This window comes from Bacillus sp. GS3m_15504, assembly GCF_055825275.1.
In genome coordinates, this window is record NZ_JBVVNL010000001.1 from 817,956 (window position 1) to 843,994 (window position 26,039).

Annotated in this window: 29 protein-coding genes; 19 read left to right on the plus strand and 10 right to left on the minus strand. The window is 33.7% G+C overall.

Annotation, left to right across the window (positions count from 1 at the left end; translation table 11 throughout):
• Positions 1-28: 28 nt before the first annotated feature.
• On the minus strand, positions 29-1,570 hold the full coding sequence (locus AC0L0O_RS04565) for an MDR family MFS transporter (RefSeq protein WP_000445738.1): 1,542 nt from the start codon (positions 1,568-1,570) through the stop codon (positions 29-31).
• Between the two features lie 423 nt (positions 1,571-1,993).
• Here AC0L0O_RS04565 and AC0L0O_RS04570 point away from each other — a divergent pair, with 423 nt between their 5' ends.
• Positions 1,994-2,494, plus strand: coding sequence for a hypothetical protein (locus AC0L0O_RS04570; RefSeq protein WP_000708179.1), 501 nt, complete (start codon positions 1,994-1,996; stop codon positions 2,492-2,494).
• A gap of 31 nt (positions 2,495-2,525) precedes the next feature.
• On the opposite strand, the gene AC0L0O_RS04575 is transcribed toward AC0L0O_RS04570, so the two are convergent.
• Positions 2,526-2,759, minus strand: coding sequence for an SPP1 phage holin family protein (locus AC0L0O_RS04575; protein ID WP_000939450.1), 234 nt, complete (start codon positions 2,757-2,759; stop codon positions 2,526-2,528).
• A gap of 164 nt (positions 2,760-2,923) precedes the next feature.
• On the opposite strand from AC0L0O_RS04575, the gene AC0L0O_RS04580 reads away from it, so the two are divergent.
• Both AC0L0O_RS04580 and AC0L0O_RS04585 read left to right on the plus strand, forming a co-directional pair.
• The gene (locus AC0L0O_RS04580) at positions 2,924-3,565 is read left to right on the plus strand and encodes a diguanylate cyclase domain-containing protein (protein WP_000680829.1); all 642 of its coding nucleotides are present in this window, start codon (positions 2,924-2,926) and stop codon (positions 3,563-3,565) included.
• A gap of 654 nt (positions 3,566-4,219) precedes the next feature.
• Positions 4,220-4,882: a YkyA family protein gene (locus AC0L0O_RS04585; RefSeq protein ID WP_000922490.1), complete on the plus strand. Its 663-nt coding sequence runs from the start codon at positions 4,220-4,222 to the stop codon at positions 4,880-4,882.
• 31 nt (positions 4,883-4,913) lie between these two features.
• Here AC0L0O_RS04585 and AC0L0O_RS04590 read toward each other — a convergent pair whose 3' ends face one another.
• Complete coding sequence (locus AC0L0O_RS04590; protein WP_000804868.1) at positions 4,914-5,372, minus strand: YkyB family protein; 459 nt, start codon at positions 5,370-5,372, stop codon at positions 4,914-4,916.
• 177 nt (positions 5,373-5,549) lie between these two features.
• Here AC0L0O_RS04590 and ppx point away from each other — a divergent pair, with 177 nt between their 5' ends.
• Together ppx and AC0L0O_RS04600 are read left to right on the plus strand one after the other, a co-directional pair.
• Positions 5,550-7,088: an exopolyphosphatase gene (gene ppx, locus AC0L0O_RS04595; protein WP_000658863.1), complete on the plus strand. Its 1,539-nt coding sequence runs from the start codon at positions 5,550-5,552 to the stop codon at positions 7,086-7,088.
• 108 nt (positions 7,089-7,196) lie between these two features.
• A complete protein-coding gene (locus AC0L0O_RS04600) occupies positions 7,197-9,305 on the plus strand; it encodes a polyphosphate kinase (protein ID WP_000423561.1) in 2,109 nt (702 codons plus the stop codon).
• 173 nt (positions 9,306-9,478) lie between these two features.
• Here the strand turns inward: AC0L0O_RS04600 and AC0L0O_RS04605 are convergent, their stop codons facing one another.
• On the minus strand, positions 9,479-9,715 hold the full coding sequence (locus AC0L0O_RS04605; RefSeq protein ID WP_000283747.1) for a hypothetical protein: 237 nt from the start codon (positions 9,713-9,715) through the stop codon (positions 9,479-9,481).
• A gap of 97 nt (positions 9,716-9,812) precedes the next feature.
• Complete coding sequence (locus AC0L0O_RS04610; protein WP_000724512.1) at positions 9,813-10,670, minus strand: metallophosphoesterase; 858 nt, start codon at positions 10,668-10,670, stop codon at positions 9,813-9,815.
• A 243-nt stretch (positions 10,671-10,913) separates the two neighbouring features.
• Between AC0L0O_RS04610 and fadH the strand changes: the two genes are divergently transcribed.
• The 3 genes from fadH (at position 10,914) to AC0L0O_RS04625 (ending at position 13,822) form a co-directional block, all read left to right on the plus strand.
• Positions 10,914-11,678, plus strand: coding sequence for a 2,4-dienoyl-CoA reductase (fadH, locus tag AC0L0O_RS04615; RefSeq protein ID WP_000660903.1), 765 nt, complete (start codon positions 10,914-10,916; stop codon positions 11,676-11,678).
• Between the two features lie 255 nt (positions 11,679-11,933).
• The gene (locus AC0L0O_RS04620) at positions 11,934-13,151 is read left to right on the plus strand and encodes an EAL domain-containing protein (RefSeq protein ID WP_000564304.1); all 1,218 of its coding nucleotides are present in this window, start codon (positions 11,934-11,936) and stop codon (positions 13,149-13,151) included.
• Between the two features lie 182 nt (positions 13,152-13,333).
• Positions 13,334-13,822, plus strand: coding sequence for a DUF3993 domain-containing protein (locus AC0L0O_RS04625; protein WP_001233810.1), 489 nt, complete (start codon positions 13,334-13,336; stop codon positions 13,820-13,822).
• Positions 13,823-13,936: 114 nt separating this feature from the next.
• Here the strand turns inward: AC0L0O_RS04625 and AC0L0O_RS04630 are convergent, their stop codons facing one another.
• Complete coding sequence (locus AC0L0O_RS04630) at positions 13,937-14,173, minus strand: glutaredoxin family protein (RefSeq protein WP_000717880.1); 237 nt, start codon at positions 14,171-14,173, stop codon at positions 13,937-13,939.
• A 233-nt stretch (positions 14,174-14,406) separates the two neighbouring features.
• On the opposite strand from AC0L0O_RS04630, the gene AC0L0O_RS04635 reads away from it, so the two are divergent.
• The 10 genes from AC0L0O_RS04635 (at position 14,407) to AC0L0O_RS04680 (ending at position 21,394) form a co-directional block, all read left to right on the plus strand.
• Positions 14,407-14,643 carry a YkuJ family protein gene (locus AC0L0O_RS04635; RefSeq protein WP_000055151.1) on the plus strand — a complete coding sequence of 79 codons (237 nt, stop codon included), beginning with the start codon at positions 14,407-14,409 and terminating at the stop codon, positions 14,641-14,643.
• A 211-nt stretch (positions 14,644-14,854) separates the two neighbouring features.
• Entirely contained in the window at positions 14,855-15,004 is a 150-nt protein-coding gene (locus tag AC0L0O_RS04640) for a hypothetical protein (RefSeq protein WP_000440538.1), read from the plus strand.
• Positions 15,005-15,078: 74 nt separating this feature from the next.
• Positions 15,079-15,597 carry a ribonuclease H-like YkuK family protein gene (locus AC0L0O_RS04645; RefSeq protein ID WP_000145447.1) on the plus strand — a complete coding sequence of 173 codons (519 nt, stop codon included), beginning with the start codon at positions 15,079-15,081 and terminating at the stop codon, positions 15,595-15,597.
• 107 nt (positions 15,598-15,704) lie between these two features.
• Complete coding sequence (gene abbA / locus AC0L0O_RS04650) at positions 15,705-15,896, plus strand: antirepressor AbbA (protein WP_000817794.1); 192 nt, start codon at positions 15,705-15,707, stop codon at positions 15,894-15,896.
• A 170-nt stretch (positions 15,897-16,066) separates the two neighbouring features.
• Positions 16,067-16,510: a cyclic-di-AMP-binding protein CbpB gene (gene cbpB / locus AC0L0O_RS04655; RefSeq protein ID WP_000623565.1), complete on the plus strand. Its 444-nt coding sequence runs from the start codon at positions 16,067-16,069 to the stop codon at positions 16,508-16,510.
• Between the two features lie 143 nt (positions 16,511-16,653).
• Positions 16,654-17,538 (plus strand): LysR family transcriptional regulator, encoded by an 885-nt coding sequence (locus tag AC0L0O_RS04660; RefSeq protein WP_001984809.1) that lies wholly within the window; start codon positions 16,654-16,656, stop codon positions 17,536-17,538.
• A 71-nt stretch (positions 17,539-17,609) separates the two neighbouring features.
• A complete protein-coding gene (gene dapD / locus AC0L0O_RS04665) occupies positions 17,610-18,332 on the plus strand; it encodes a 2,3,4,5-tetrahydropyridine-2,6-dicarboxylate N-acetyltransferase (RefSeq protein WP_000783248.1) in 723 nt (240 codons plus the stop codon).
• 61 nt (positions 18,333-18,393) lie between these two features.
• Positions 18,394-19,524: an N-acetyldiaminopimelate deacetylase gene (locus AC0L0O_RS04670; protein WP_000301165.1), complete on the plus strand. Its 1,131-nt coding sequence runs from the start codon at positions 18,394-18,396 to the stop codon at positions 19,522-19,524.
• Positions 19,525-19,778: 254 nt separating this feature from the next.
• Positions 19,779-20,645: a hypothetical protein gene (locus AC0L0O_RS04675; RefSeq protein WP_001167313.1), complete on the plus strand. Its 867-nt coding sequence runs from the start codon at positions 19,779-19,781 to the stop codon at positions 20,643-20,645.
• Between the two features lie 83 nt (positions 20,646-20,728).
• Complete coding sequence (locus tag AC0L0O_RS04680; protein ID WP_000504032.1) at positions 20,729-21,394, plus strand: potassium channel family protein; 666 nt, start codon at positions 20,729-20,731, stop codon at positions 21,392-21,394.
• Positions 21,395-21,432: 38 nt separating this feature from the next.
• On the opposite strand, the gene rnjA is transcribed toward AC0L0O_RS04680, so the two are convergent.
• Positions 21,433-23,100, minus strand: coding sequence for a ribonuclease J1 (gene rnjA / locus AC0L0O_RS04685; protein WP_000670368.1), 1,668 nt, complete (start codon positions 23,098-23,100; stop codon positions 21,433-21,435).
• 4 nt (positions 23,101-23,104) lie between these two features.
• Positions 23,105-23,317: a DNA-dependent RNA polymerase subunit epsilon gene (locus tag AC0L0O_RS04690; protein ID WP_000576443.1), complete on the minus strand. Its 213-nt coding sequence runs from the start codon at positions 23,315-23,317 to the stop codon at positions 23,105-23,107.
• A gap of 549 nt (positions 23,318-23,866) precedes the next feature.
• Here AC0L0O_RS04690 and AC0L0O_RS04695 point away from each other — a divergent pair.
• Positions 23,867-24,640 carry a Cof-type HAD-IIB family hydrolase gene (locus AC0L0O_RS04695; protein WP_000998273.1) on the plus strand — a complete coding sequence of 258 codons (774 nt, stop codon included), beginning with the start codon at positions 23,867-23,869 and terminating at the stop codon, positions 24,638-24,640.
• A gap of 62 nt (positions 24,641-24,702) precedes the next feature.
• Here AC0L0O_RS04695 and def read toward each other — a convergent pair whose 3' ends face one another.
• Together def and AC0L0O_RS04705 are read right to left on the minus strand one after the other, a co-directional pair.
• Positions 24,703-25,257 (minus strand): peptide deformylase, encoded by a 555-nt coding sequence (gene def / locus AC0L0O_RS04700; RefSeq protein WP_000957056.1) that lies wholly within the window; start codon positions 25,255-25,257, stop codon positions 24,703-24,705.
• Between the two features lie 146 nt (positions 25,258-25,403).
• Positions 25,404-25,550 carry a YjcZ family sporulation protein gene (locus AC0L0O_RS04705; protein WP_000274562.1) on the minus strand — a complete coding sequence of 49 codons (147 nt, stop codon included), beginning with the start codon at positions 25,548-25,550 and terminating at the stop codon, positions 25,404-25,406.
• Positions 25,551-26,039: the final 489 nt, after the last annotated feature.

The window sequence follows — 26,039 nt, forward strand, 5'->3', positions numbered from 1 at the left end:
AAGGGATATGCCGTTTCTTTTCTATATATTAACTTACCTGCTTCTGTTTTTGTTTCGTTTTTGGTCCTGTAAAAAGACGCTCATTTCCCATAAGTAAAATGCAAATAATGCTTAGTACAGCCGGGATAAGTGCCCAGAAGAATGTACTGGCAATAGATGTAGCGAGAGCTTCTTTAATACCAGTTAATATTTCAGCTGGTATTTTATCGGTAGCACCTGGTGATAATAAGAAACTTGTGTCTCCGCCCTTTGGAGCTAATTTAGCTAGTTCAGGAGGGAACAAAGTATTTAGTTTATCTGTAAAAATATGATTTTGAATTGTACCAAAAATCGTTACACCAAGAGTCATACCGAGTGAACGGAAGAATGAGTTTGTTGATGTAGCAGAACCACGGTCTCTCATTTCTAATTTGTGGATAGAAGACATACTTAAAACTGAGAATGAGAAGCCAACTCCAAGCCCAGCGAGAACCATAAATAGTGTTACGAGTAGGCGAGGTGTGTCCATTGTTAAAGTGCTTAGTAAATAAATACCAAGAACGAAGAAAACTCCAGATACCATCATAATGTTACGATAACTTGTTCGAGAAGCTAACTGTCCACCTGTTTGACTTCCAATTACAGAGCCAACCATCATAGGTGTTAATATCAATCCAGCATTTGAGGCTGAACCACCGAGAACACCTTGAACGAAGATTGGGATATAAACTGTACAGATGATAAAAGCGGCACCATAGAAAAAGGCAACACCTTGGCTAGCTGCGAATAAAGGTTTTTTAAATAGATGGAAAGAAATGATAGGCTCGGTTGCTTTTCGTTCTACGAAGAAGAAAATAATAAGCATAATAACAACGGTTGTAAATAAGCCGATAATTACAGTGGAATTCCATGCGTATTCTTTACCACCAAGTTCTAAGGCGAACATTAAGCAAACGATACTAATAACAAGTGTAATAGCGCCAGCCCAATCAATTTTTTGTTTTCTAAATTCTAGAGATTCACTGTAGTATTTCGTAATGAAGAAGAAGGAGATAAGTCCTAATGGGATATTAATATAGAAGACCCAGTGCCAACTTATATAGTCTGTAATATACGCACCTAATAAAGGACCGAATACACTAGATGTCCCGAAAACAGCACCGAATAGCCCTGTCATTTTTCCACGCTTTTCTGGTGGGAATATATCGTACATAATTGTGAAGGCGATAGGCATAAGAGCGCCGCCACCAATTCCTTGAATTGCTCTATAAATACTTAGTTGCTCAATACTAGATGCTGTTCCGCAAAGTGCAGAGCCGAACAAGAAAAGAATAAGGCCACCAATATAAAAGCGTTTCCGTCCATACATATCAGAAAGTTTTCCGAAGATAGGCATCCCTGCCATTGTTGCTACCATATATGCAGACGTGACCCAAACGAACTTGTCAAATCCTCCTAGATCTCCAACGATTGTTGCCATTGCTGTTGCAACAATTGTATTATCCATTGCCGCCATTAAAATACCAAGTAGTAAACCAGCAACAACAAATTTTGTCTTGTTGGAGTCTTTTTTTAATAATTGAGATTCCAAAGATAACCCTCCTTTAATAATAAGTAAACTATATTAAGTTTTGAGTGCAGCGCATAAAAATTAAAAGTATAGTTTTTTTATCAATTTATACAAGTGCACTGACAAGCCATAAAGAATATTATAGTCAAATTTGACTAAAAGGCAAACTTTTTCTTCCGTCAAAATATTCTGTTGTATGGACAGCGAAAGAGTAAGTAATACTTAGTATTGATATAAAGTCAATAAAGGAAATTGTAAAAAAATATTTCAGTAAGAATACGTCTGTTAACAAATGAAAAATGGTTTTTTCTTTATATTGTCGAATAGGATAAAAGGAAGGGTAGTAACTATACATCGTTTTGCAACAAGCTTTATTAATATTGTGTAGAGAGGCAGAATAAGGTCGTATGGATATGATGCATCTGAAATGGGGTGAATATTATTATGAAAATATGGAAACGAATTTCGGATCAAGGAAGGCATTCAATACCTCTACAACCAGTATTATGGATTGATGGCTCAAAAAAGGAAAACGAATGTCCTAACATAGCAGTTACATTACAAATCCGTAGTATGTATAAAGAAAAATTTTCATATGAACTGATCTATGATGTAAACGACATACTTATTATTCGAATTGAAGTTGAAAATAAAGGAATGGAAATGATTTCACGAGTTGTAGTAAGCCATATGATTCGAGATTATTTTGCCTATATTCCAAATTCATTAAAGGCTGATAAGGGGATGAGCGAGTTTTTGTTTCAGCTTGTAAGGTGGAGAATCGATAATTTATTACCGGATGAGAAGGTAGAATTAATTTGTAAAATAAAAGCAAATAAAGATAAAGCACTCAAAAACGCATTATTTCAGGCTACATATACATTTCAATATAACGGAGTATCATATGGTCCACTGCAAACAAATGAAGTTGTGGTGCGACAATGATAAAAAGGAACCTGTATGGAAGGTTCCTTTTTTAGTGAAGATTGTGCTTTTTGAGTACTTTCTTTTGTTCTATTCCTTTTTTTCCTACATAGTTATTTTTGAAGCCAAAGTATAGAATAAATAAAAATGAAGCAACATTCACAATAGCATCGATTTGATCGTTTGTAATAAAGTTTATTCCGAAAGAATTGAATAGTAATTTTAAGGATAATAGAAAGCCCGCTAGTAAACGTATAATATCTGATAGATTTTCTTTTTGTAGCATATAGGTCGCTCCTTTCTAAAAACGATATATAGTATATATATGAAATGAAGTAGAAAAGGTAGACAAGTTTAAGCGGAAATGTACACCTAATATGTACATTTTTTATTTTGTAGAAAAACATAATTGTTATAGAAACATATATTGGTATAGAAGGGAGGAAAAGTATGAAACATAAAGGGAAAATTAGTGGATTACTACTTGGGAATACAGTGGCAGTTACAGAATGGATTGCGCTTCAGGATGTAATTACAAAACTGGATTCACGATCATTTTATACCGTCTTTATTATTTATATATTGCAAATGATACTCAGCTATTATTTTGGACATTGGTATGATAAAAAAGCGAGTGAGCAGGTGGATACGGAAGTAGGAGGAATGGCAAGTAATGATTTTGTAGTTGATTTTTTTGAGAAAGTAGCTGCTTTAACAGAACGGGATTCTCATAATATTACAGTGTATATTCTTTCTGTGAAAGAATGGAAAGAACTAAAAGAAACAGTGCAAGAAAAGAAAATGGAGGTGTTAATACAGAAACTGGAGAGTACAATTGTAAAGACAATTCGCAAAGGGGATGTTGTTACTAGGTGGGATGAAAATAAGTATGTGATTGTGGCGATTGATAACGGACATGAAAAGTCGACAATAACAAACCGGTTAATGAAAAATATTGAAAGTGAAATAGAGAATGGCTTGTTAAGTATGACGCTATTATTTGGAGCTGCTAGTTATCCGATAGAAGGAAAAACTTTTGAAGAATTGTTAAGAAAAGCACAAAATCAATTGTATCAGAATAGAAATTTGTAAGGAAATAAGTAAAACTTTGATTTGAAGAAATATGATATGAAGAAGTTTTGATTGTAACATTTTTTTGACTTTTATTACAAAAAGAACTTTTTTTGTAATAAAAGTCTTTAAAAATATATGAAATAGGCATATAATTATGATGGATGTGTCAATGCATTTTGCACAATGTGTTTCATTTTAAAAGTGTAGAGGAAAGCATACTCTACACTTTTCCTTTTTAGGGAATGGCAAGAATAATTGTAAGTTGTTGCAAGATAGCATTTATACTGTGTAAAATGAAAAAAGAGATTATTTGATAGAAAGCGGGAAAGGGAATGATAGAATGATAGACGTGAGAGAACAACGAACATCTTTTATCAGGTAAATGATTACTGTTGTTCTTCAAATTATTATGGTTGTGATGAATTCCGTTGTACTTTTATGTAATACATAGTATGAATAGGTTTTAAAAAGTGCCAAGTAACAGATGGATATGAAACTGCTATTTAGTTTGAAAACGGAAAATGTAATTTCAAGTAATACAATTTGTACAAGTATTATAAACAATATGAATGATTTTCGTAAAAAAGGTGCGAGTGTGGAGTTTTGTTTATAGAAGGATATATAATTTCATAGCTTTTTACACGATGATCGTATATAAGTAGGAGGAAAAAGATGTTGAAATATAGTAAATTAGCAATTGTAACTGCATTATCAATGACTTTACTAGCCGGTTGTTTCGGACCAAAACCAGAAGAGGAATTATATGTTGCGTTTGAAAATGCTGCAAAGCAAGAAAAAACAATGTTTGAAGATGCAAAAAAACTTGAAACTTTAGAGAAAGAGGGACAAGAGTTATATAACCAGATTGTTCAAGAAGGAAAAGATAATAATCAAACTGTTAAGGAAAAACTGAACCAAGCAGTGAAAAATACAGATGAACGAGAAAAAGTGCTTAAAAAAGAAAAAGAATCTTTAAATAAGGCGCAAGAAGAAGTGAAATCAGCAGATAAATATGTGAAGAAAATTGAAGATAAGAAATTGAAAGATCAAGCGGATAAAGTAAAAAGTACATATGAGAAACGACATGATTCATTTAATAAAATGTATGACAGCTATAATAAATCGTTAAAACAAGAAAAAGAATTATATACAATGTTACAAGATAAAGGTACAAAATTAAAAGATATTAGTGAAAAAGTAAAAGTAGTAAATCAATCTTATAAGGATATTGATTCAGAAAAAGATAAGTTTAATGAATTCACGAAATCTTATAATACAGAAAAAATAGCTTTTTATAAACAAGCAAATATTAAAATTAAAGAAGAGAAAAAATAAAACAGTTTGGCCTACAATTGGCCAAACTGTTTTATTTTTTTGTATAAGTACGACTATACCATGGAACAGGTTCACTTAATTTTTTTTCTTGTTTTAGCGCTTCAGGACCAATATAATCTTGAAGTGTTTTTTTTGCTACTGTTAAAGATAAGGTTGTTTTCGGATTTCGATAGGAGGATTCAAGATGACCGAGATGTGGTAGGATTCGAAAATCTTCTTTTGTAGGAGGAATATGGAAAAAGTAATCACCTAAACGTATAAGAACATCAGATTGTTGTTGGCTAAAACGTGGATTTCTTGAGAAATGTAATCCTTCTTTAATAGCTTTTTTTTCAGTAATTAAGCGTTCTAAAGCTGTTTTTTTTAACCAGTATAAATACTTCGGATTAGTTGCAGCTTTAGCATGACGATTCACAACGAAAATAGATTGAGCTAGTCGATTAATAGAATGTTGGTTTTGTAATTGAGATTGTGGTTGTGAAGGTTTCATATTGAATCTCCTTTCAATTTTCCATTATTATACCATAAGTAAAAGCGATTTTTATTATATGCAAAAAGTGATTGTATATATTTTCAATATTAAAGCAATATTGTTACAAAAAACAACTATTTTGTATAATAGTAATAGAATGTGTTTTAGAAATTTGATAATGAAAGAGTGAGAAGTTTGAAAGAAATATTAAAACAGCAATATGCCATTATAGATATTGGATCTAATACAATGCGTTTAGTTATTTATGAAAAACAAAACGGGGGTTTTTATAAAGAGATTGAAAATACGAAAGTGGTTGCAAGGTTAAGGAATTACTTAGTCGATGGCGTGTTGATTGAAGAAGGAATAGAGGTATTGTTACAAACATTATTTCAATTTCAAGAAAGTACACGATTCCATCAGTTGCACCATGTACTTTGTGTTGCAACAGCAACAATTAGACAGGCTAAGAATCAAGAGGAAATTAAAAAACTTGTTGAAGGACAAACAGACTTTACTCTTAGAGTATTATCAGAATATGAAGAAGCACGTTACGGCTATTTAGCAGTTATGAATTCAACTTCGTTCTCTGAAGGGATTACAGTAGATATTGGTGGGGGGAGTACGGAGGTTACATACTTTCGAAATAGAGAGATTCTAGAGTATCATAGCTTTCCTTTTGGAGCACTTTCTTTAAAGCAACAATTTATTAAAGACGATATACCTACAGAAGAAGAGTTGGAAAAGCTTCAAACGTATCTAGAATATCAATTTCGAACATTACCATGGTTAATTGATAAGAAATTGCCTCTTATTGCAATTGGTGGTAGTGCGAGGAACTTAGTGAAAATCCATCAAAATTTAATTTGTTATCCTATAGCAGGAGTACATTTATACAAGATGAAAGAAGAAGATATTAAAAATGTGAAAGAAGAATTGGAAGCATTGTCGTTCATAGAACTTCAAAAATTAGAAGGATTGGCAAAAGATCGAGCAGATACAATTGTTCCAGCAGTCGAAGTATTTCATACGCTTGTTAATGTTATAGAGGCGCCAGCATTTGTATTAAGTAGAAAAGGATTACGAGAAGGTGTTTTCTATGAAGAGTTGACAAAAGATTTGGGGATTTCATATTATCCGAACGTAGTCGAAGAAAGTTTGTATTTATTATCACATGAATATGAAATGGATATGGAATTTGTAATGCAGCTTATTAAACATGGGAGATTGATTTGTCAACAGCTTGAAGAAACAGGGCTGATTTCTATGTCAGTAGAAGACTGGGAAGTATTCCATCAAGCAGCGAAAGTATTTAATATAGGCAAATATATAGACGAAGAAGCGAGCCGCTTACATACATTTTATTTATTAGCGAATAAAACAATTGATGGTATGATGCATAAAGAGCGGGTTAGATTAGCGCTTATTGCGTCTTATAAATCAAAAATGTTATTCAAACAACATTTGTCTCCATTTGAAGGCTGGTTTGATAAAAACGAACAAAAAAAAATCCGCCTATTAGGGGCTGTTTTACAATTTTCAGCAGCTCTAAATATAAGACAAAGATCGCTTGTTGAATCCATATCTATAACAGAAAGTAAAGAAGGATTAACATTTGAAATTGTATGTGAACAATCGGCGTTAGCGGAAAAAGTGCAAGCTGAAAAGCAGAAGAAACAGCTAGAAAGAGTATTGAAAACAAATATTATCTTGTTATTTAAATTAAAGAATTGAGTTGTACGGATGTCTTTACGAAAAATTTACACTTTATAATATTGTAATTTGCTAAAATGAAAGTAACTAAATTATAGTAAAAAAGTTTCAAGGGGAAGTGTGAAGAGAATGGAATTATCGAAGGGGAATATAGTAAATTTAAATGATACAGCTTATTACAACAATCGAGAGTTAAGTTGGTTGGCATTTAATGAACGTGTACTACAAGAGGCACAAGATGAAACGAATCCACTCTTAGAAAGATTGAAGTTTATTAGCATTTTTAGCTCAAATTTAGATGAATTCTTTATGGTACGCGTGGCAGGATTGAAGGATCAAGTAAGTGCTGGTTTTAACCAACCAGAAAATAAGGCCGGTTTAACACCAAAAAAGCAATTAAATAAAATTGCGATAAAAGCACATGAATTAATGACAGTACAATATGGTACGTTTAAAAATTATGTGTTGCCAGCGCTTGAGTTAGAAGGGATTGAGCGTTTAACATTTCATGATTTGACGAAAGAACAGAGAGAATTTATAGAAGAGTATTTTGATGAACAAATTTTCCCAGTCTTAACACCTGTGGCTATCGATGCATATCGTCCATTTCCGATGTTATTAAATAAAAGTTTAAATTTAGCTACTCTTTTATATGATGAGAAACAAGTGGAAGAAGAAAATCGCACGAAGTTAGGAATTGTACAAGTTCCTTCACTACTTGAACGTTTCATATTTTTACCGAGTGAAGGGCAAAAGCATAAATTTATTTTATTAGAAGACGTAATTAGTAGTTTTACTCATAAATTATTCACAGGATATAAAGTATCATCTGTTACTCGTTTCCGTATTACACGCAACGCGGATTTAACAATTCACGAAGAAGGTGCGAGAGATTTATTAAAGGTAATTGAAAAAGAATTAAAAAAACGTAAGTGGGGAGCTGCTGTACGTTTAGAAGTTGGCAAAGAGCATATTGATGAAAGAGTATTAGCATTGTTATATGAGGTGTTGGAAGTAAAGGATGAAGATGTATATATAATGGATGGACCATTAGATTTGACATGTCTATTTTCTTTATATAAAAAACTAGCTCCTTTATATGAACATCTAGTATATCCGGCTCTTATTCCGCAACGGCCTCAAGACTTAGGGGATGCAGAAGATGTATTTGAAAAAGCGATTGAGCATGATATTTTATTACATCATCCTTTTGAATCGTTTCAGCCAGTAGTTGATTTTGTCCGTGATGCGGCAGACGATCCGAATGTACTTGCAATTAAACAAACATTATATCGAGTGAGTGGGGATTCGCCGATCATTCAGGCGCTAAAGATAGCGGCTGAAAAAGGAAAGCAAGTGACAGTATTAGTTGAATTAAAGGCAAGGTTTGATGAGGAAAATAATGTGCATTGGGCTAAAGAATTAGAACAGGCTGGATGTCATGTTATTTACGGTGTAAGTCATTTAAAAACACATAGTAAAATTACACTAGTTGTAAGAAGAAAAAACGGAAAAATTGAAAGGTTCGTACATCTTGGAACCGGAAATTATAATGATGCAACTGCAAAGCTATATACTGATTTTGGCTATATTACATCACGAAAAGACTTTGGTGTCGATGCAACAAATTTCTTTAATTATTTGAGTGGTTATACAACAAAACCGCATTTTCATCATTTATCGGTTGCGCCATTTGATATAAGAGAGCAATTTATGGATTTAATAGATGAGGAAATCCGTTATCATAGACAATATGGAAATGGCTATATTATCGCTAAGATGAATTCATTAACTGATAAACCACTCATTAAAAAAATGTATGAAGCATCACAAGCTGGAGTAAAGGTGGAACTCATCGTTCGAGGAACATGTTGCCTACGACCTGGTATTCCAAATGTAAGTGAAAATATTCGGGTAGTTAGTGTTGTTGGGAGATATTTAGAACATAGTCGAATTTATTATTTCCATCATAATGGGGAAGAGAAAATATACTTATCTTCAGCTGACTGGATGACGCGGAATATGGAGAAGCGAGTAGAAATATCTTTCCCGATATTAGATATTGAAATGAAGGCGAGAATTAAGGCGATTTTACAGCTTACTTTAGCTGATAATGTGAAAACGCGCGAACAAAATAAAGACGGTGACTATTATTATGTTATTAATAGCGGTGCAGAAGAGATTGATAGTCAAGTGAAGTTGTTTAAGATGGCGTATCAAAACACAGATGCTGAATAATGAGAACAAAGTAAAAACCTCTTTTTAAAAAGAGGTTTTTACTTTGTTCTCTACTTATTGTATGTTCTCAAAATAGAAGCAAGAGTAGAGAGAATAGTTTTTATTGTAAGCATGTTAATGGAGTATGGATCGGTTAAGAGAGGGAATAACATTAGTAGAATTGTTGCGGTACATTAATAATAGTATGGTTGTTGACAAGGTCCACCATAACAAGGGTAAGGTGCTGGCGGTGGGAAAGGTGGTGGATATGGTGGGTAATATGGTCTAGGACCGAAAGCTAATGCCCCGCCGAGCAGTCCACCAGCAATGCCAGCTAGAAATGGAACACCAAAAAACGGAAAGAAGCGTGAGTCGCTTACTGGACCAATAGGTGCTGAACGGACTGGGATTGGTTGATAATATGGATACATGAACAAACCTCCTTTATTGGACTCACTTTTATCATATGGTAAACGAAACATGGATGAGCGCGTACAAGAAAGGATATGTAAGAAAATAGGCGAATTATTACGAATGTTGGAGCGTGAAAATCGTAATTTCAGGTTTTGACATAAATCGGAAGGGGACACGAGTTCTTCCGAGACCTCGATTGACATAGAGCGCTAAATCCCCAATTGTATAGAATCCTTCAACATAGTTTTGAGCAAGTGATGGAGTAACAACAGCGCCTAAAAAAGGAATTTGTACTTGTCCGCCATGGCTATGACCAGAAAGTTGTAAGTTAACTGGATAGTTAGCAATTTGTGGTGCAATATCTGGCTCGTGAACAAGAACAATATTATAAGTGGTTTGCCGAGCGCGTTGCAGTGTCTTTTCTATTTTAGGTTTGCCTAGCAGTATATCATCAAGACCGAAAATGGAAATTTCACTATTATCCAGTAGACGGATTCTCTTTTCGCTATTTAGTAATAGTTCAAATCCAGATTCACGCATGATGTGTTCGTAGTACTCCGTTCCATATCCGCCGTGATCATGGTTACCATAAATAGAAAATTTACCGAAGGGTGCTTGTATATTTTTTAAAATGGATGCAACGAAAGGAGTGTCAGTATACGTTTGATAATTATCAATGAGATCGCCAGTAAAAAGAACAATGTCGGGTTTTACAGCATTAATTTTAGAAACGATTTTAGATAAATGCTGGAGAGAGAAATAGTACCCGAGATGTAAATCGCTAAATTGAAGAATCTTCATACCATGAAAACTTTTTGGTATAAGTTGTGATTTAAGTGTATGTTCTGTAAAAGAGAGTAGATGAGGCTCAATATATTTAGCGTAATAGTATCCGATGCTAGTCGTTATAAATGAATATAGACAAGTTCGCATTCCAGTTTTTAAAAAATCTCTTCTTGTAATTTTCTTCATAAAAATATGAGTATACCTATTTGACTTATATCACATATGTTCGTTCTATTTACAGGTTACTCAAGCCTCCTTTCAGTTTATTGGAAATATATTTTAAATAATAAAAAAGTAGTATGAATTACGAAAAAACGAATGAAAAGAAACCTCTTTACGTTAAAATATCAGAAAAATTTAAAAATATAAAGATTTCTATTAAATAAAATGATAAAATGAATATGTATTCATTTTTTGGAGGGGATGTATGTGAAAGAAAAGGTAGTTATTATAACAGGTGGATCGAGCGGAATGGGAAAAGGAATGGCAACTCGTTTTGCAAAAGAAGGGGCACGAGTTGTTATTACAGGACGTACAAAGGAAAAATTAGAGGAAGCCAAGTTAGAAATTGAACAATTTCCAGGGCAAATATTAACTGTACAAATGGATGTGAGAAATACGGATGACATTCAGAAAATGATTGAACAGATTGATGAGAAGTTTGGACGAATTGATATTTTAATAAATAATGCAGCTGGGAATTTTATTTGTCCAGCAGAAGATTTATCCGTGAACGGGTGGAATTCGGTCATTAATATTGTGTTAAACGGTACATTTTACTGTAGTCAGGCTATCGGAAAATATTGGATTGAAAAAGGTATAAAAGGGAATATCATTAACATGGTAGCAACATATGCATGGGATGCAGGTCCAGGAGTGATTCATTCGGCTGCAGCGAAGGCTGGAGTATTAGCAATGACAAAGACACTCGCTGTTGAGTGGGGACGCAAATATGGAATCCGAGTTAACGCGATCGCGCCAGGACCAATTGAACGTACGGGCGGTGCTGATAAATTATGGATTTCAGAAGAAATGGCCAAGCGCACGATACAAAGTGTTCCGCTTGGAAGGCTAGGTACGCCAGAAGAAATTGCAGGTCTAGCTTATTATTTATGTTCAGATGAAGCTGCGTACATAAATGGAACTTGTATGACAATGGATGGAGGACAACATTTACATCAATATCCATTTTAAAAGGGATAAAAAAATGAATGTTTCATTCATTTTTTTACGGTTAAATGTGACGGAATTGTGACATATGAAAGAAAAGTGTTTACAAGAGGTCATATATACGTTATATTTAAGACCTCTTTTTTCTTCATAGTAGAATTGCTAATTCCCCTTAGCATTTTACCCCTCTAATCCCTTCAGGAAAACTGAAGGGATTTTTTATTATTTTTCCGTAAATATCATGTTATAATTTTTGAAAAGTAAAGGGAGGGAAGCACGTTGATAGATGCATTAGATGTAATGAGTAACTTGGATAAAGTCCTTCCTTATTATCAAGCAATTTTTAGTGCTGATGAACATACTGTAATTGGATATGAAGTAGTAGGGCGTATTCAAACAGAAGAGGGCATACAAAGTTTAGCTTCTTTCTTTCATGATGACTCTATTCCAAGTGAGTTTCAACTAGAAGCGGATAACATTATAGTAGAAAAAGCTTTAAATCGTTATTTAGAAAGTGATCAAAAACTATTATTATTTATACATCGGAATGCTAACGTATTAATGAACGATGATGATGAAAGTTTACTTCAACTTTTATTAATGTATGAAAAACAAGGTTTAAATTTGAAAAACATTGTTTTAGAAATTACAGAACATGAATGTAAAGAAGATATAGAGCAATTTAATCATTTGCTTATGTATTATCGTACATATGGTATTCAAATTTCGATTAATAAAGTCGGAACAGGTACAAGTAATTTAGAGCGTATTAGCGTGTTAGCACCTGATATTTTAAAAGTAGATTTAACAAATTTAAGGCAAACTGCACTTTTACAATCTTATCAAGATATTTTATATTCTTTATCATTACTTGCTAGAAGAATTGGTGCGACATTGTTATATGAAGAAATAGATGCTTTTTATCAATTACAATATGCTTGGAAAAACGGTGGTAGATACTATCAAGGAAATTATTTAAAAGAATGTTTACCTGATTTTATTGAAACGAACGTTTTGAAAGAGCGACTTGGTAATGAGTGTCATCAATTTATTCAACATGAGAAGAAGAAGTTACAAAAAATTTATAATTTAACAGAAATGTTACGCGATCGAATTGGTGATGTTCTAGCGAAACAGAAAAAGAATGAAGATATAAATGATTGGTTATTACAATTTAGCCAAAGTGTATCACAGTGTAGTTTTCGCATATTTATTTGTAACGAAGATGGTTTCCAACAATCAGGAAACGTTATGAAAAAAGATGGGGAATGGATTGTGATGCCTGAGTATTACATGAAGAACTGGAGTTGGCGCCCGTATTTTCTAGAAAATATTATGAAAATGCGTTTTGAGAATAAGGCAAGACTTTCAGATTTATATGCTGATATTGAAACTGGTGAGATGGTACGAACATTTTCTTTCCCAATTGATGATGAAAACTTTTTATTTATAGATTTATCGTATGAATATTTATATGAGGAAGATGTTTTATTTTAATGCACGAAGAGATTCGTGCATTTTTTGTTTGTTTTTATCATAAATTGGTAATAGTGAAAATGGTGCTGAAAATGCTGTCTATCGTTGTAAAGATTTTACGAACGAAACGCCCCCTTTCTTTGCATAATCATTGTTACAATGAATACTACAAAGACAAGTTTTCTTAAAAGGAAGGTGAAAAAATGAGGAAATATGGAATATGGTTAGTTCTATTTGTGTGCGTTGCCTTTCTAGTTGGGTATAGTGTTACAACGGTTTTAGGAAAAGAGGAAGTGAAAATTGATCGGAAAGAAGTGTTTACAACGATACAAAAGGGTTATGAAACCCAATTTTTAATTCGCGGGAAGCATTTGCCGATGAATAAGATGATAGAAACGTTATCACCATATTTTACAGAGAATTTCCTTCAAGTATTTACAGATGAAAATAGTAGAAGTGATAAACAAAGTGGTGAATATTTACTTCCAGCAAAAGAAGCACCATTCTCTTTTAATTCAGAAACGAAAATGTCATATGATGAAGAGCATAAAATTTTATATGTTTATGAGCGGGCGAAAAGTGGGCAATATCAAATTGTAACATTGCAAAGAGATCAAGGGAAATGGAAATTGGCCGGATATCATGAAAGTCAAGAACTTTTAACTGAAATAAAAAGGTTACAACAATTATAAAGTGAAACTTTAATCAATAGAGGGACATATCCCGTTGAACATTAACTCGCCACAATCGGATGTATACTTCCAAAATATAGCGGGATAAGAATAGGAATAGGTCTTTACCTATTCCTATTCTATATTAAGTAGTTGTTGTAATTTTTCAATTTGAAAACCAGCAACGACTTCACCATCAATTACAACTGTTGGAGTTGAATAAGAATCATAGTCATATAAAAGACGATTGCGTGCAGCGGCGTCTTTTTTTACGTCAAATTCTTCATATACAACGTTATTATGCTTTAAAAATTCTTTCACAATGACACATGGCGGACAATCAGGTTGTGTGTAAACCTCAATTTTTTTCATTGCAATTCCTCCTTTTTACTGTTTTTTATTATATTCTTCCAGTATAAAAATCGCAATAAAGAAGGGAAAAGATGTTCTTTCTGTTTTTTCCTTCGTATTTCGACAAATTTTTAGTTGAGTTTCTGGCCAATAACCTTTATCCTAGAGTGTGGAACATTTTTTCTGTTATGACGGATAGAATGAGTATAGCTGTAAAACCTATTGGTAGGAAGATCAGAGAAAGGAGAGATTTCATGTCTCTACTCCAAGGAATTTTAACTCGACTTGTTAGTCTACAAGAACAAGCTGAAAGCGGTGAAGTAGCACAACGCTATTTTGAAGTGAACGGTGAACGCAAATGTAGCGTGAAATTTTTCGATAAAAGTGAAATGTATGAGTTAGAAGTGTATCAACAAGGTGAAAAACCTCAAGTGTATCAATTCGATAATATCGACATGGTTGCAATTGAGATTTACGATATCATTTCTTGATACATATAAAAAAGGTGTTGCCATATGGCAACACCTTTTTTAGTTTTATTACTTTTAACATATATGTATAGGGATTTTTTATTTTTCCTACAATGGTAATAAAGTGAAATTGTAATCAGTCGTATTTCTGCGTCTTATACTGCTTATTAGCTATCGCCAATTGAGGACGCATAGTAAATAGCAGGATGAAAATAGTGAGGAGGTGTGTTATATGGAACGTTTACCAGTTGTGATTTGTCCTAACTGTCACAATTCTGCTGAGATTATTCATGTATTAACGGCTCAATCTAATCAAAATGTAATTTATACGTGCCAAGTTTGCCAATATGTAATTCGGAATATTGAAACGAATAAAGGGTAGGAAGTTATAATTTTTGTTTTTGTCCCATACAATGAAAATACGAAAAGTCTGTCTAATTGAAAGGACGTGACTATGTGACCGGTGAACATAAATTTTATAATGTTTCAGAGAGACATTTAAATTTTGATATGGTCTTTACCCGTATTTGTAATTTCATTGAAAGGGATCCACGGAATTTATATCGCTTATCTATTGGGACAGACTCACAAGCACATCAAAAGGACACGAGGTTTATTACGGCAATTCATATTCATCGTGTTGGAAAAGGAGCCTGGGGGTGTTTACACCATCAATCAGTAAAAGATAAACCAGCAACTTTACGTGAGAAAATATATTTAGAGACACAATTTAGTCAAGAAATTGCATGCCTATTTACTCCAAATCATATACAAACGATATGGGATTTATTACATCCGTATGCTCAAGATGGGGCTGGTTTTATAATGGAAATTCACTTAGATATCGGAAATGATGGTTTAACAAAAGAATTTATTCTAGATATGACAGCGAAAATTCAAGCGATGGGGTTAACTGCAAAGATTAAGCCGGATGCTTATGCTGCGTTTAGTTATGCAAATCGTTATACGAAATAAAAAACATTTATATATATCTTTCATTAAAAACTGAATATTACATCTATTAAATAGGCAAAAAATTTTATATAATAGGAGTAACGATGCGAGTATAAGGAGAGGGGTATATGAAAAGGGAATTTGTTTTAACGGAAGAAGAGGAAAGTTTGTTACTAGATATTTTATTTCAACAAAATTATGCGAGTGAAATTTTAGCTGTGGAACTTACAGATATTGAGAATGGTTTAAAAAAGACAGATGTGATGCAATATAAAAAAATCACAAGGTTATTTTACAGATTAAAAAATAAAGGGTATTAAGCGCTACCGGAATGGTAGTCTTTTTTTTATGTTGTATGCTAAAATAACTGTGTAATTTTGTTTTTTACTGAAAGAATGTAAGGACAAAATAATAATATGAAAACGCTGTCATAAAATGTGAATAGAGCCGGTGATTATAAGCAGGAAAAAGGGAAAATGGGGGATGTAATATGATTAGTATTCCAAAAGACGAGTTTCAACAAATTTTTGTAAAAGATTTAATGATTTCATCAGAAAAAGTAGCACACGTTCAAATAGGGAATGGTTTAGAGCATGCTTTACTCGTACTTGTGAAATCTGGATATTCGGCGATACCTGTTTTGGACCCGATGTACAAATTGCACGGGTTAATTAGTACTGCTATGATTTTAGACGGTATATTAGGGCTAGAACGCATTGAGTTTGAAAGACTTGAAGAGATGAAAGTAGAGCAGGTGATGAAGCAAGATATTCCGGTTCTTAAGTTAGAAGACTCATTTGCAAAAGCTTTAGAAATGACTATTGATCATCCATTTATTTGCGCTGTCAATGAAGATGGGTATTTTGAGGGGATTTTAACACGTCGAGCTATTTTAAAATTATTGAATAAAAAAGTAAGGCAACATAATCGATAAAGTGAGAAAAGTGACTTCATAGAAACGGAGAAGTCACTTTTTTTTTCGTGCATATCAGTTGTGTATGTATTATATTTAAAAAGATAAAAAATATAAGAGTATGTAGTTAAATTAAGGATGAAAAGCTTATTGAGATAAGGTGTATGGAAGCTAAGGAAAGAGGGAGAAAGTTGCAAATTGATGATTTTCAAATGATGGTTGTGTTAGCACAGGAATCAAATATGAGAAAAGCGGCGGAACGTTTATTTGTTTCACAACCTGCGCTTAGTCAACGATTACAATCTATGGAGAAACAATGGGGAATGAAGTTTTTTATTCGCTCGCAAAAAGGATTGACAATTACACCTGAAGGGGAAAAAGTTGCAAATTACGCAAAAGAAATGCTGCAAAGGGAAGAGGATATTAAAAGTGAGCTAGCTGTTTTTAGAACAGAAACTCATGGGACGTTAAAAATAGCTGTCGCATCAGTTATTGGCCAATATTGGCTTCCTCCTGTTTTGAAGAAGTTTGTGCATAAATATCCTTCTGTGAAAATATCGTTGTTTACTGGCTGGAGTAGTGAAGTGCAAAAGCAATTTTATGAAGGAGACGTTCATGTTGCTATATTGAGAGGAACACAAGAATATAAAGGCCAGAAGCAACAATTATTTGAAGATGAACTTTATTTAGTGGATAAAGAAATAAAAGATATTTCGATGTTAAAAGAAACAAATAGACCATTTATTCAATTTAAAAGTGACTCGACTTATTATGGACAAATACAAAATTGGTGGTATGGTTTATTTTCTAATCCACCTAAGAGAACAATTGTCGTTGATCAAATTGAGACTTGTAAACAACTCGTTTTAAATGGCATAGGCTACGCGCTTTTACCTTCTACTGTTTTAAAAGAAGTACAAGAAAATATGTATAAAACACCTGTTCAATTAACGAGAGAAACATGGTTATTGACGAGTGAATCAGCTAGACAATTGAAGCAAGTACAAGCATTTTTAGAAATTATAGAAGAAATTCAAATGGAAAAATAGGATTATTATCTTGCTACTCGCTCTATCGTTTGGTAGAGTAACATTATAAATGGATTTAGGAGGCAACAAGAATGAAAATGATGGACGCTAACGAAATTATTTCGTTTATTCAAAAAAGTGAAAAGAAAACTCCTGTAAAGGTATACATAAAAGGGGATTTAAAAGAAGTAACATTCCCTGAAACAGTACAAGCATTTGTAAATAAAAAGTCTGGTGTATTATTTGGAGAATGGTCTGAAATTAAGACAATTCTAGATGAAAATAGCAAATACATTGTTGATTACGTTGTTGAAAATGACCGTCGTAATTCTGCAATTCCAATGCTTGATTTAAAAGGTATTAAAGCTCGTATTGAGCCAGGTGCGATTATTCGTGACCACGTTGAAATCGGCGACAACGCTGTTATTATGATGAATGCAACAATTAACATCGGTGCTGTAATTGGTGAAGGTTCTATGATCGACATGAACGCGGTACTTGGTGGACGTGCAACTGTTGGTAAGAACTGTCACGTAGGTGCAGGTGCAGTACTTGCAGGCGTTATTGAGCCACCTTCAGCAAAACCAGTTATCGTTGAAGACGATGTTGTAATTGGTGCTAACGTAGTTGTGTTAGAGGGAGTTACAGTAGGTAAAGGTGCAGTTGTAGCAGCAGGAGCTGTTGTAACAGAAGATGTACCTCCATATACAGTTGTTGCAGGTACTCCAGCACGTGTAATTAAAGAAATTGATGAGAAGACAAAAGCAAAAACTGAAATTAAACAAGAGCTTCGTCAATTAAACCCAGAGAAATAAAAACATAAAAGCGTAAGAGCATAAACAGGCTCTTACGCTTTTTATAGATAGAGGTGCAAAAATGGCAGTAAGCAAATTCGTTCAAATTCGTAGAGACTTACACAAAATACCGGAAATTGGATTTAAAGAGTGGAAAACACAACAGTATATTTTAGATTACATAGGAACGCTTTCAAACGAACATGTAGAAGTGAAGGTATGGAGAACGGGTGTCATTGTTAAAGTAAAGGGGAAAAATCCAGAAAAAGTTATAGGGTATCGCGCAGATATAGACGGTTTACCAATTACAGAGGAAACTGGATATGAGTTCGCTTCTGTTCATGAAGGAATGATGCATGCATGCGGACACGACTTACATACAACAATTGGTTTAGGCCTTCTAACAGCAGCTGTAACAGAAAGAATAGATGATGACCTTGTATTTCTATTCCAACCAGCTGAAGAAGGGCCTGGAGGGGCTCTTCCTATGTTAGAGAGCGAAGAGTTAAAAGAATGGAAGCCGAATATAATTCTCGGTCTTCATATTGCACCTGAATACCCTGTAGGAACAATTGCTACAAAAGAGGGGCTATTATTTGCAAATACATCAGAATTATATGTTGATTTAAAGGGGAAAGGTGGACATGCAGCTTACCCTCATACTGCAAATGATATGATTGTCGCAGCTAGTCACCTTGTTACACAGCTTCAGTCCGTTATTAGTCGTAATGTAAACCCACTTGATAGTGCAGTAATTACGATTGGGAAAATAACAGGCGGTACAGTTCAAAATATCATAGCAGAAAAGTCTCGATTAGAGGGAACAATCCGAACGTTATCAGTGGAATCAATGAGCCGTGTTAAAAGTAGGATTGAGGCAATTGTTGCAGGTATAGAAGCTTCCTTCCAATGTGAGGCCGTTATTGACTACGGAGCGATGTATCATCAAGTATACAACCATGAAGCATTAACGAGAGAGTTTATGCAATTTGTAAGTGAACAAACTGATATGAAAGTAATTACATGTACTGAGGCAATGACAGGTGAAGATTTTGGTTATATGCTTCAAGAGATTCCTGGATTTATGTTTTGGCTTGGGGTAAATTCAGAATATGGTTTACATCACGCAAAATTAAAACCAGATGAAGAGGCTATTGAGAAAGCTATCGTATTTTTAGATCAATATGTGAAGTGGAAGGGAACTAGAAAGTAAACTTGCTCGCCAACTATGTAACAATTTAAAGTTGGTATTTGTTAGTTTCAAGATGAAAACATCTTTCATATTTGTTTTGGATACACATCGGCATACAAATGGATAAAATAATGAGCAGTGGTTTTGAGCCGCTGCTCATTATTCATTATCGCTTATTGAGAAGATGATTAGTTAACTAGCTTATATATGTTTACATTTTGTGTGGAAAGTGTGTAAAATCAAGGTGAAACATAGAAAAAAGGGTGGGGAATTACGTGCAAATTAGCAGTGCAATTTTATGTTTTGTCTTATATGCATATGTTATTATTGCGGCGGTTTATTTTGGGATAAGTTTTTACGCCTATCGTTTAGCGAATAATAATGAATATGAAGAGACATACAATTGGGTGAAAAGGTATTTATCACCTGTACTAGAAATTATGAATGGGTTTGTTCTTTTTTTATTTATTGGATTAATTGCTTTTTCAACGAGCTTAGTAGGAAATAAAACTACATTATTTGTACTAGGTATCATTATTTTTATGCTGTTAGGAATACGGATTGGTAATACAGTATTTTGGAATGAGAGAAAAGTAGATGGTTGGACGGGAATGTTAATCCCGTGTATGCTAGCTGCTATCGTCACGAATATAGAACATGAATATTATCAGTTGCATTTTTGGCTCATAATTGTTTTAACAATTCTCTCTGTTTTATATATAAGTACGGTTGTGCTAACATACATTGCAAATGAAAAGGGAGATGTAAAAGGTACGCACTTCTTTAGAGGGCGTGCATTGTTATGGAGCGTACCAACGATGGCTGTTATAGGGATTATTGCGATATTAGTAAATGGGTATCAATTTACGAATTGGCAACTATTTTTAGAAAATTGGTGGATTTTCATTCTTTCGTTTATCGCTTTTTTAGGTGCAACGCATTATTTATTCCATCAACACCATTATATATTGGCATTGCTATTCGCATTTACACAACTATTATTTGCTTTCTTCGGACAAGAAACGTTATTATTCGTTTTTGAAACGTTTAGTTCATTTGGAAACATATTTGTATTTGGTATGTTAATTTTCAGTATCGCATTTTATTTACAACAGTATTTCTATATGCAAAAACAAAAATAAGAATGATATACAGGTTTTTGTAGCAAATCTAAAGTATGTTACAATAAAAATACATAGTATTCGATGTTATTGGAGGAATTCCTGTGGGTGAAAAAGAGAAAGAATTTGCTGTCATTGGGCTTGGGCGTTTTGGTGGAAGTATTTGCCGGGAACTTGCTCAATTAGGTATGGAAGTAATGGCAATTGACTCTGATGAGGATAAAATTAATGAGTTTGCAAATATAGCTTCGCATGCTGTAATTGCAGATTCAACAGATGAGATGGTATTAAAAAGTCTTGGTATTCGTAATTTTGATCATGTAGTTGTTGCTATTGGAGATAACTTAAATTCAAGTATTTTAACAACATTAATTCTGAAAGAGTTAGGTGTAAAAAATATTACTGTAAAAGCTCAAAATGATTACCATGAAAAAGTATTAAGTAAAATAGGGGCAGATCACATTGTGCATCCAGAGCGTGATATGGGAAAAAGGATTGCTAATAATATTGCATCAAGTAATGTGTTAGACTACCTTGAGCTTTCAGATGAGCATAGTATTGTAGAGATTATTGCAAATAAAAAAATTGATGGGCATTCTTTAATTGAATTAGATATTCGTGCGAAGTTTGGATTGAATATTGTAGCAATTAAACGTGGAAAAGAAGTTATTGTATCTCCTCGAGCTACGGAAAATATTCAAGCGGGAGATATATTAATTGTAATTGGTCATGACGATGAAGTAGATCGTTTCAAGCACTTTTTAAGATAAGAGAAAAGGACAATACCATAAAGGTATTGTCCTTTTTCTTATATTTCCATAATGATTGGTAAAATCATTGGGCGACGTTTCGTTTTCTCATATAGGAATGGTGCTAATGTGTCTGTAATTTCATTTTTAATTTCAGACCATTGTGTTGTTTTACGTTCCATTACTTTTTCTAAATGAGTTGTAATTAATGTTTGAGCATCATTAATTAAATCACTACTTTCGCGCATATAAACGAAACCACGTGAGATAATATCAGGCCCTGCTGCAACTTTAAATTCTTTCATATCAATGCTTACAACTACAATAACAAGTCCTTCTTCAGAAAGGATACGACGATCGCGTAATACGATATTACCGATATCTCCAATACCATTTCCGTCAATATAGACAGATCCAGATGGTATTTTACCAGCTACACTTGCTTCATCTGAACGTAAGGCAAGAACATCACCATTATCCATAATGAAACAATTTTCTTCTGGAATACCACAATCATTTGCTAACTTCATATGCATACGTTGCATACGATATTCACCATGAATTGGCATGAAATACTTCGGTTTAATTAGACGAAGCATTAGTTTTTGTTCTTCTTGTCCACCGTGTCCACTCGTATGAATGTTTGACAGTTTTCCGTGGATTACATCAGCACCCGCACGGTACAACATATTAATTGTACGGCTTACACTAATTGTATTACCAGGGATTGGTGAAGAAGAGAAAACAACCGTGTCGCCAGGAATGATTTGAATTTGACGATGAGTACCATTAGCAATACGTGAAAGTGCTGCCATTGGCTCCCCTTGACTACCTGTACATAAAATAACAACTTTATTAGCTGGTAGACGATTTAATTGAGATGCATCTATGAATGTATCTTTCGGACAGCGAATATAACCGAGGTTTTGTCCGATTTCAATCGCTGCTTCCATACTTCGGCCAAATACAGCCACTTTACGATTATTTTCAACAGCCGCTTCAACGACTTGTTGCAAACGATGGATATTTGATGCAAAGGTTGCGAAGATAATACGACCTTCTACTTTGCGGAAAATATCTTGAATACTATCACCAACACGGCGCTCAGACATTGTAAAGTTTGGAACTTCACTGTTTGTACTGTCAGATAAGAGACAAAGTACACCGTCTTTTCCGATTTCAGCCATTTTTGTTAAGTCCGCTGGTTCACCAACTGGTGTGAAATCAAATTTGAAATCTCCAGTATGAACCACTTGTCCTTGAGGTGTTTTCACAACAACTCCGTATGAATCTGGGATACTGTGAGTTGTACGGAAGAAGGAAACAGATGTCTTTTTAAATTTAATAACATCATCTTCTTGAATTTCATAAAGTTTTGCTTTACGAAGTAATCCGTGCTCTTCTAATTTGTTTTTGATTAGTGCAATTGCTAATTTTCCGCCATAAATCGGAATGTTCACTTGACGTAATAAGTAAGGAATTCCACCGATATGATCTTCGTGACCATGTGTAATGAATAATCCTTTAATTTTATCTTCGTTTCGCACAAAATAAGTGTAATCTGGTATTACATAATCGATTCCGAGGAGTTCGTCTTCTGGAAATTTAATTCCAGCGTCAATTATAATAATTTCATCTTGAAATTGAACAGCATATGTATTTTTACCGATTTCACCAAGGCCACCTAAAGCAAAAACGGCTGCTTGATCATTCTTTAGAAATTTCATATGACTATACGATTTCCGCTAATGTTAAATCAGCGTTTGCTTTTTCATATTCAAGATGATTGCCAGTCACAGACTGAACGAATTCGATATTATATGCGAACTTATTTAATTTTGTACGAACATCCTTCTCAGACGTAGCCTCTAAATATAAAACTTTTGTATTTTCACGTACTGGAACCTCAGTCATTTTTTCTTGATAAAATACTTTAAAAATCATTTGGAAAACCTCTCCTTGTCTATGTTTTGCATTATCTGTTACTTATTATAAAGCAAACAGTCACGATTTTCATGTTTTTTCGAATGAGAATGAAGAAAAAGCCCGAAATGGGCACAATTTAAGCGATCGTCTTTTTACGGACTAGATCTTTTAAATAACGCTTCAGCTTTTTCTTCAGCTTCTTCAGCATGATTACTCCTTCCTTTCCTTATTTTAAACATGCATATTACTAGTGAAAACGCCGTCTCTGATATAAGAAAGAAGACAAAAGTGAATGTTGAATCTTGTCTTTTCTCATACAGGGAAAGTTATTCTTATAGTAACGATTAGTAGCGGTTAGTTATAGATATAGTATGAGAAAGAATAGAAAAGAAAATTCATACGAACAAGTATCCACATTTTTTTACTAATATATATATGCAGGTTTCATAAATAAGGTCAGAAAGTGAACGCTTTCTTCACAGATGTTTAATATGTTATACTTTTTTTTAGCATTTGAAAAGCGATAATCAAAATAGGAATATACAGTAACAGAAAGGATTTTGACAAATGAATGATAAAATTGTCTTTTTTGATATTGATGGAACATTATTAGATCATGATAAAAAAATTCCGCAATCTACACGAGATGCAGTAAAACAGTTACAAGAAAAGGGTGTACATGTAGCAATTGCGACAGGGCGTGCGCCATTTATGTTTGAAGATATTCGGAAGGAACTTAATATACATAATTATGTTAGTTTTAATGGGCAATACGTTGTATTTGAGGATGAGGTAATATTTAATAATCCGTTACATCCAGATGCTCTTCATAAATTTACTCAGTTTGCCAAAGAAGAAGGATATCCACTTGTATATCTTGATCATCAAGACATGAGAGCATCAGTGGAATATCATGATTATGTGAAGGAAGGCTTTGGTAGCTTAAACTTTGAGCATCCAGCATATGAACCTAATTTTTATGAGAAACGTAATATTTATCAAACGCTTCTTTTCTGTGAAGTGAATGAAGAGGAAAAGTTTATTAATCAGTACCCAGACTTTCATTTTATTCGCTGGCATGCGTATTCAATGGATATTATTCCAAATGGCGGTTCTAAGGCAAAAGGGATTGAGAAATTCATTGAAAGATTAGGATTTAACCGTGAACAAGTGTATGCATTTGGAGATGGCTTAAATGATTTAGAAATGATTGAAGCAGTTGGGGCAGGTATTGTGATGGGGAATGGTCATGAAGACTTGAAAAAACTTGCAAATTATGTGACAAAGGATGTTAGTGAAGACGGCATATATCATGGATTAAAATGGGCTGGATTGTTATAAGTGGATATGGAACCCATTTCATAATAGTAAAAAGGCGGAGAATCATCTTCCGCCTTTTTTTATTATCGCTCCAGAGGTTTTGAACCGTCAGGAGCAGCAAATGGATTTTCTTTATTAATATGGTCATAGAACATAACACCATTTAAATGGTCAATTTCATGTTGGAATACAATTGCTGGTAAACCTTTTAAACGTAATTTTACTTCTTCGCCGTTGATAGAAGTTGCTTTCACTGTAATTCTTGTATAACGAGGTACATAACCAGGTACTTCACGGTCTACTGATAGACAGCCTTCACCACTTTGTAAATATGTACGTTCAACAGAATGGCTAATGATTTTTGGATTGAATAATGCATGACTATATAACGTACCGTCCGTATCTGTTACGTGAACTGCAATCATTTTCTTTGAAATACCGATTTGCGGAGCCGCTAATCCGATTCCAGGGCGTAAACTATATTTTTCAGCCATTTCAGGATCTTGGCTATTTATTACAAATTCAATCATTTCTTTAAGGGTATTTGTATCTTCTTCGCTCGCTGGTATTACTACCTCTTCTGCAACGTTTCGCAAAATAGGATCTCCTTCGCGAATTACATCTTTCATTGTAAGCATATGTAATCTCTCCTTTCTCCTTTAGTCTACCAAAGGAGATGGAAAAAGTCATCGACAAGTAAGGGAAAGATAGGTCGGTTATGTAGGAATAAAAAGAAACAGACGGCAGAGCCGTCTGTTTCTTTCCATAGTTGTTTCGTTTTACATTAGCGAATGCAAGCAGCACCAACGATAATTAAAAGAATAAACAACACAACGATTAAGGCGAAGCCGCGTCCAGACCCGCCACAAGAACCGCCATAACCGTAGGAAGGATATGAACAAGTTGGATAGCAATATGAGTATCCGTACATGAGATGACCTCCTTTATCATTTCCCGCTAATACTGCGGTTACTATAATGTATGGAGGGAAGAGTAGAAATGTATGGGTAATTACCTATAAAAGGAAGAAGAGTTTGTATATTTTTGCTAATAAGAGAGAAAAACTAAAGAGAATTAAATCGTTTACATATTATTCTAAGAGAAAAAACAAGTTAAAAAGGGAATAATATAACAGTAGGTTAATGCTTACTAATACAGATGTGAAAAATAAAAACACGTTTGTGTAGAAGAAACCTGCAGATTATTTATAAAAAAACGTATTCAAAGTAATTGACATCGTAATTAGAATAGTTGTAAACTAAAAAACGTGATCAAGATTGTATTAATATGTTTCTGAAAAAACATTAGTACAGATTGTTAGGTACACAAAATTATTCTCAACCGACAAATAAATTTGTTGGTTTACATTGTTGCGTTTTCCACCTAGCTAATAGATAGTGAAAGCGTTTCAGAATATGGT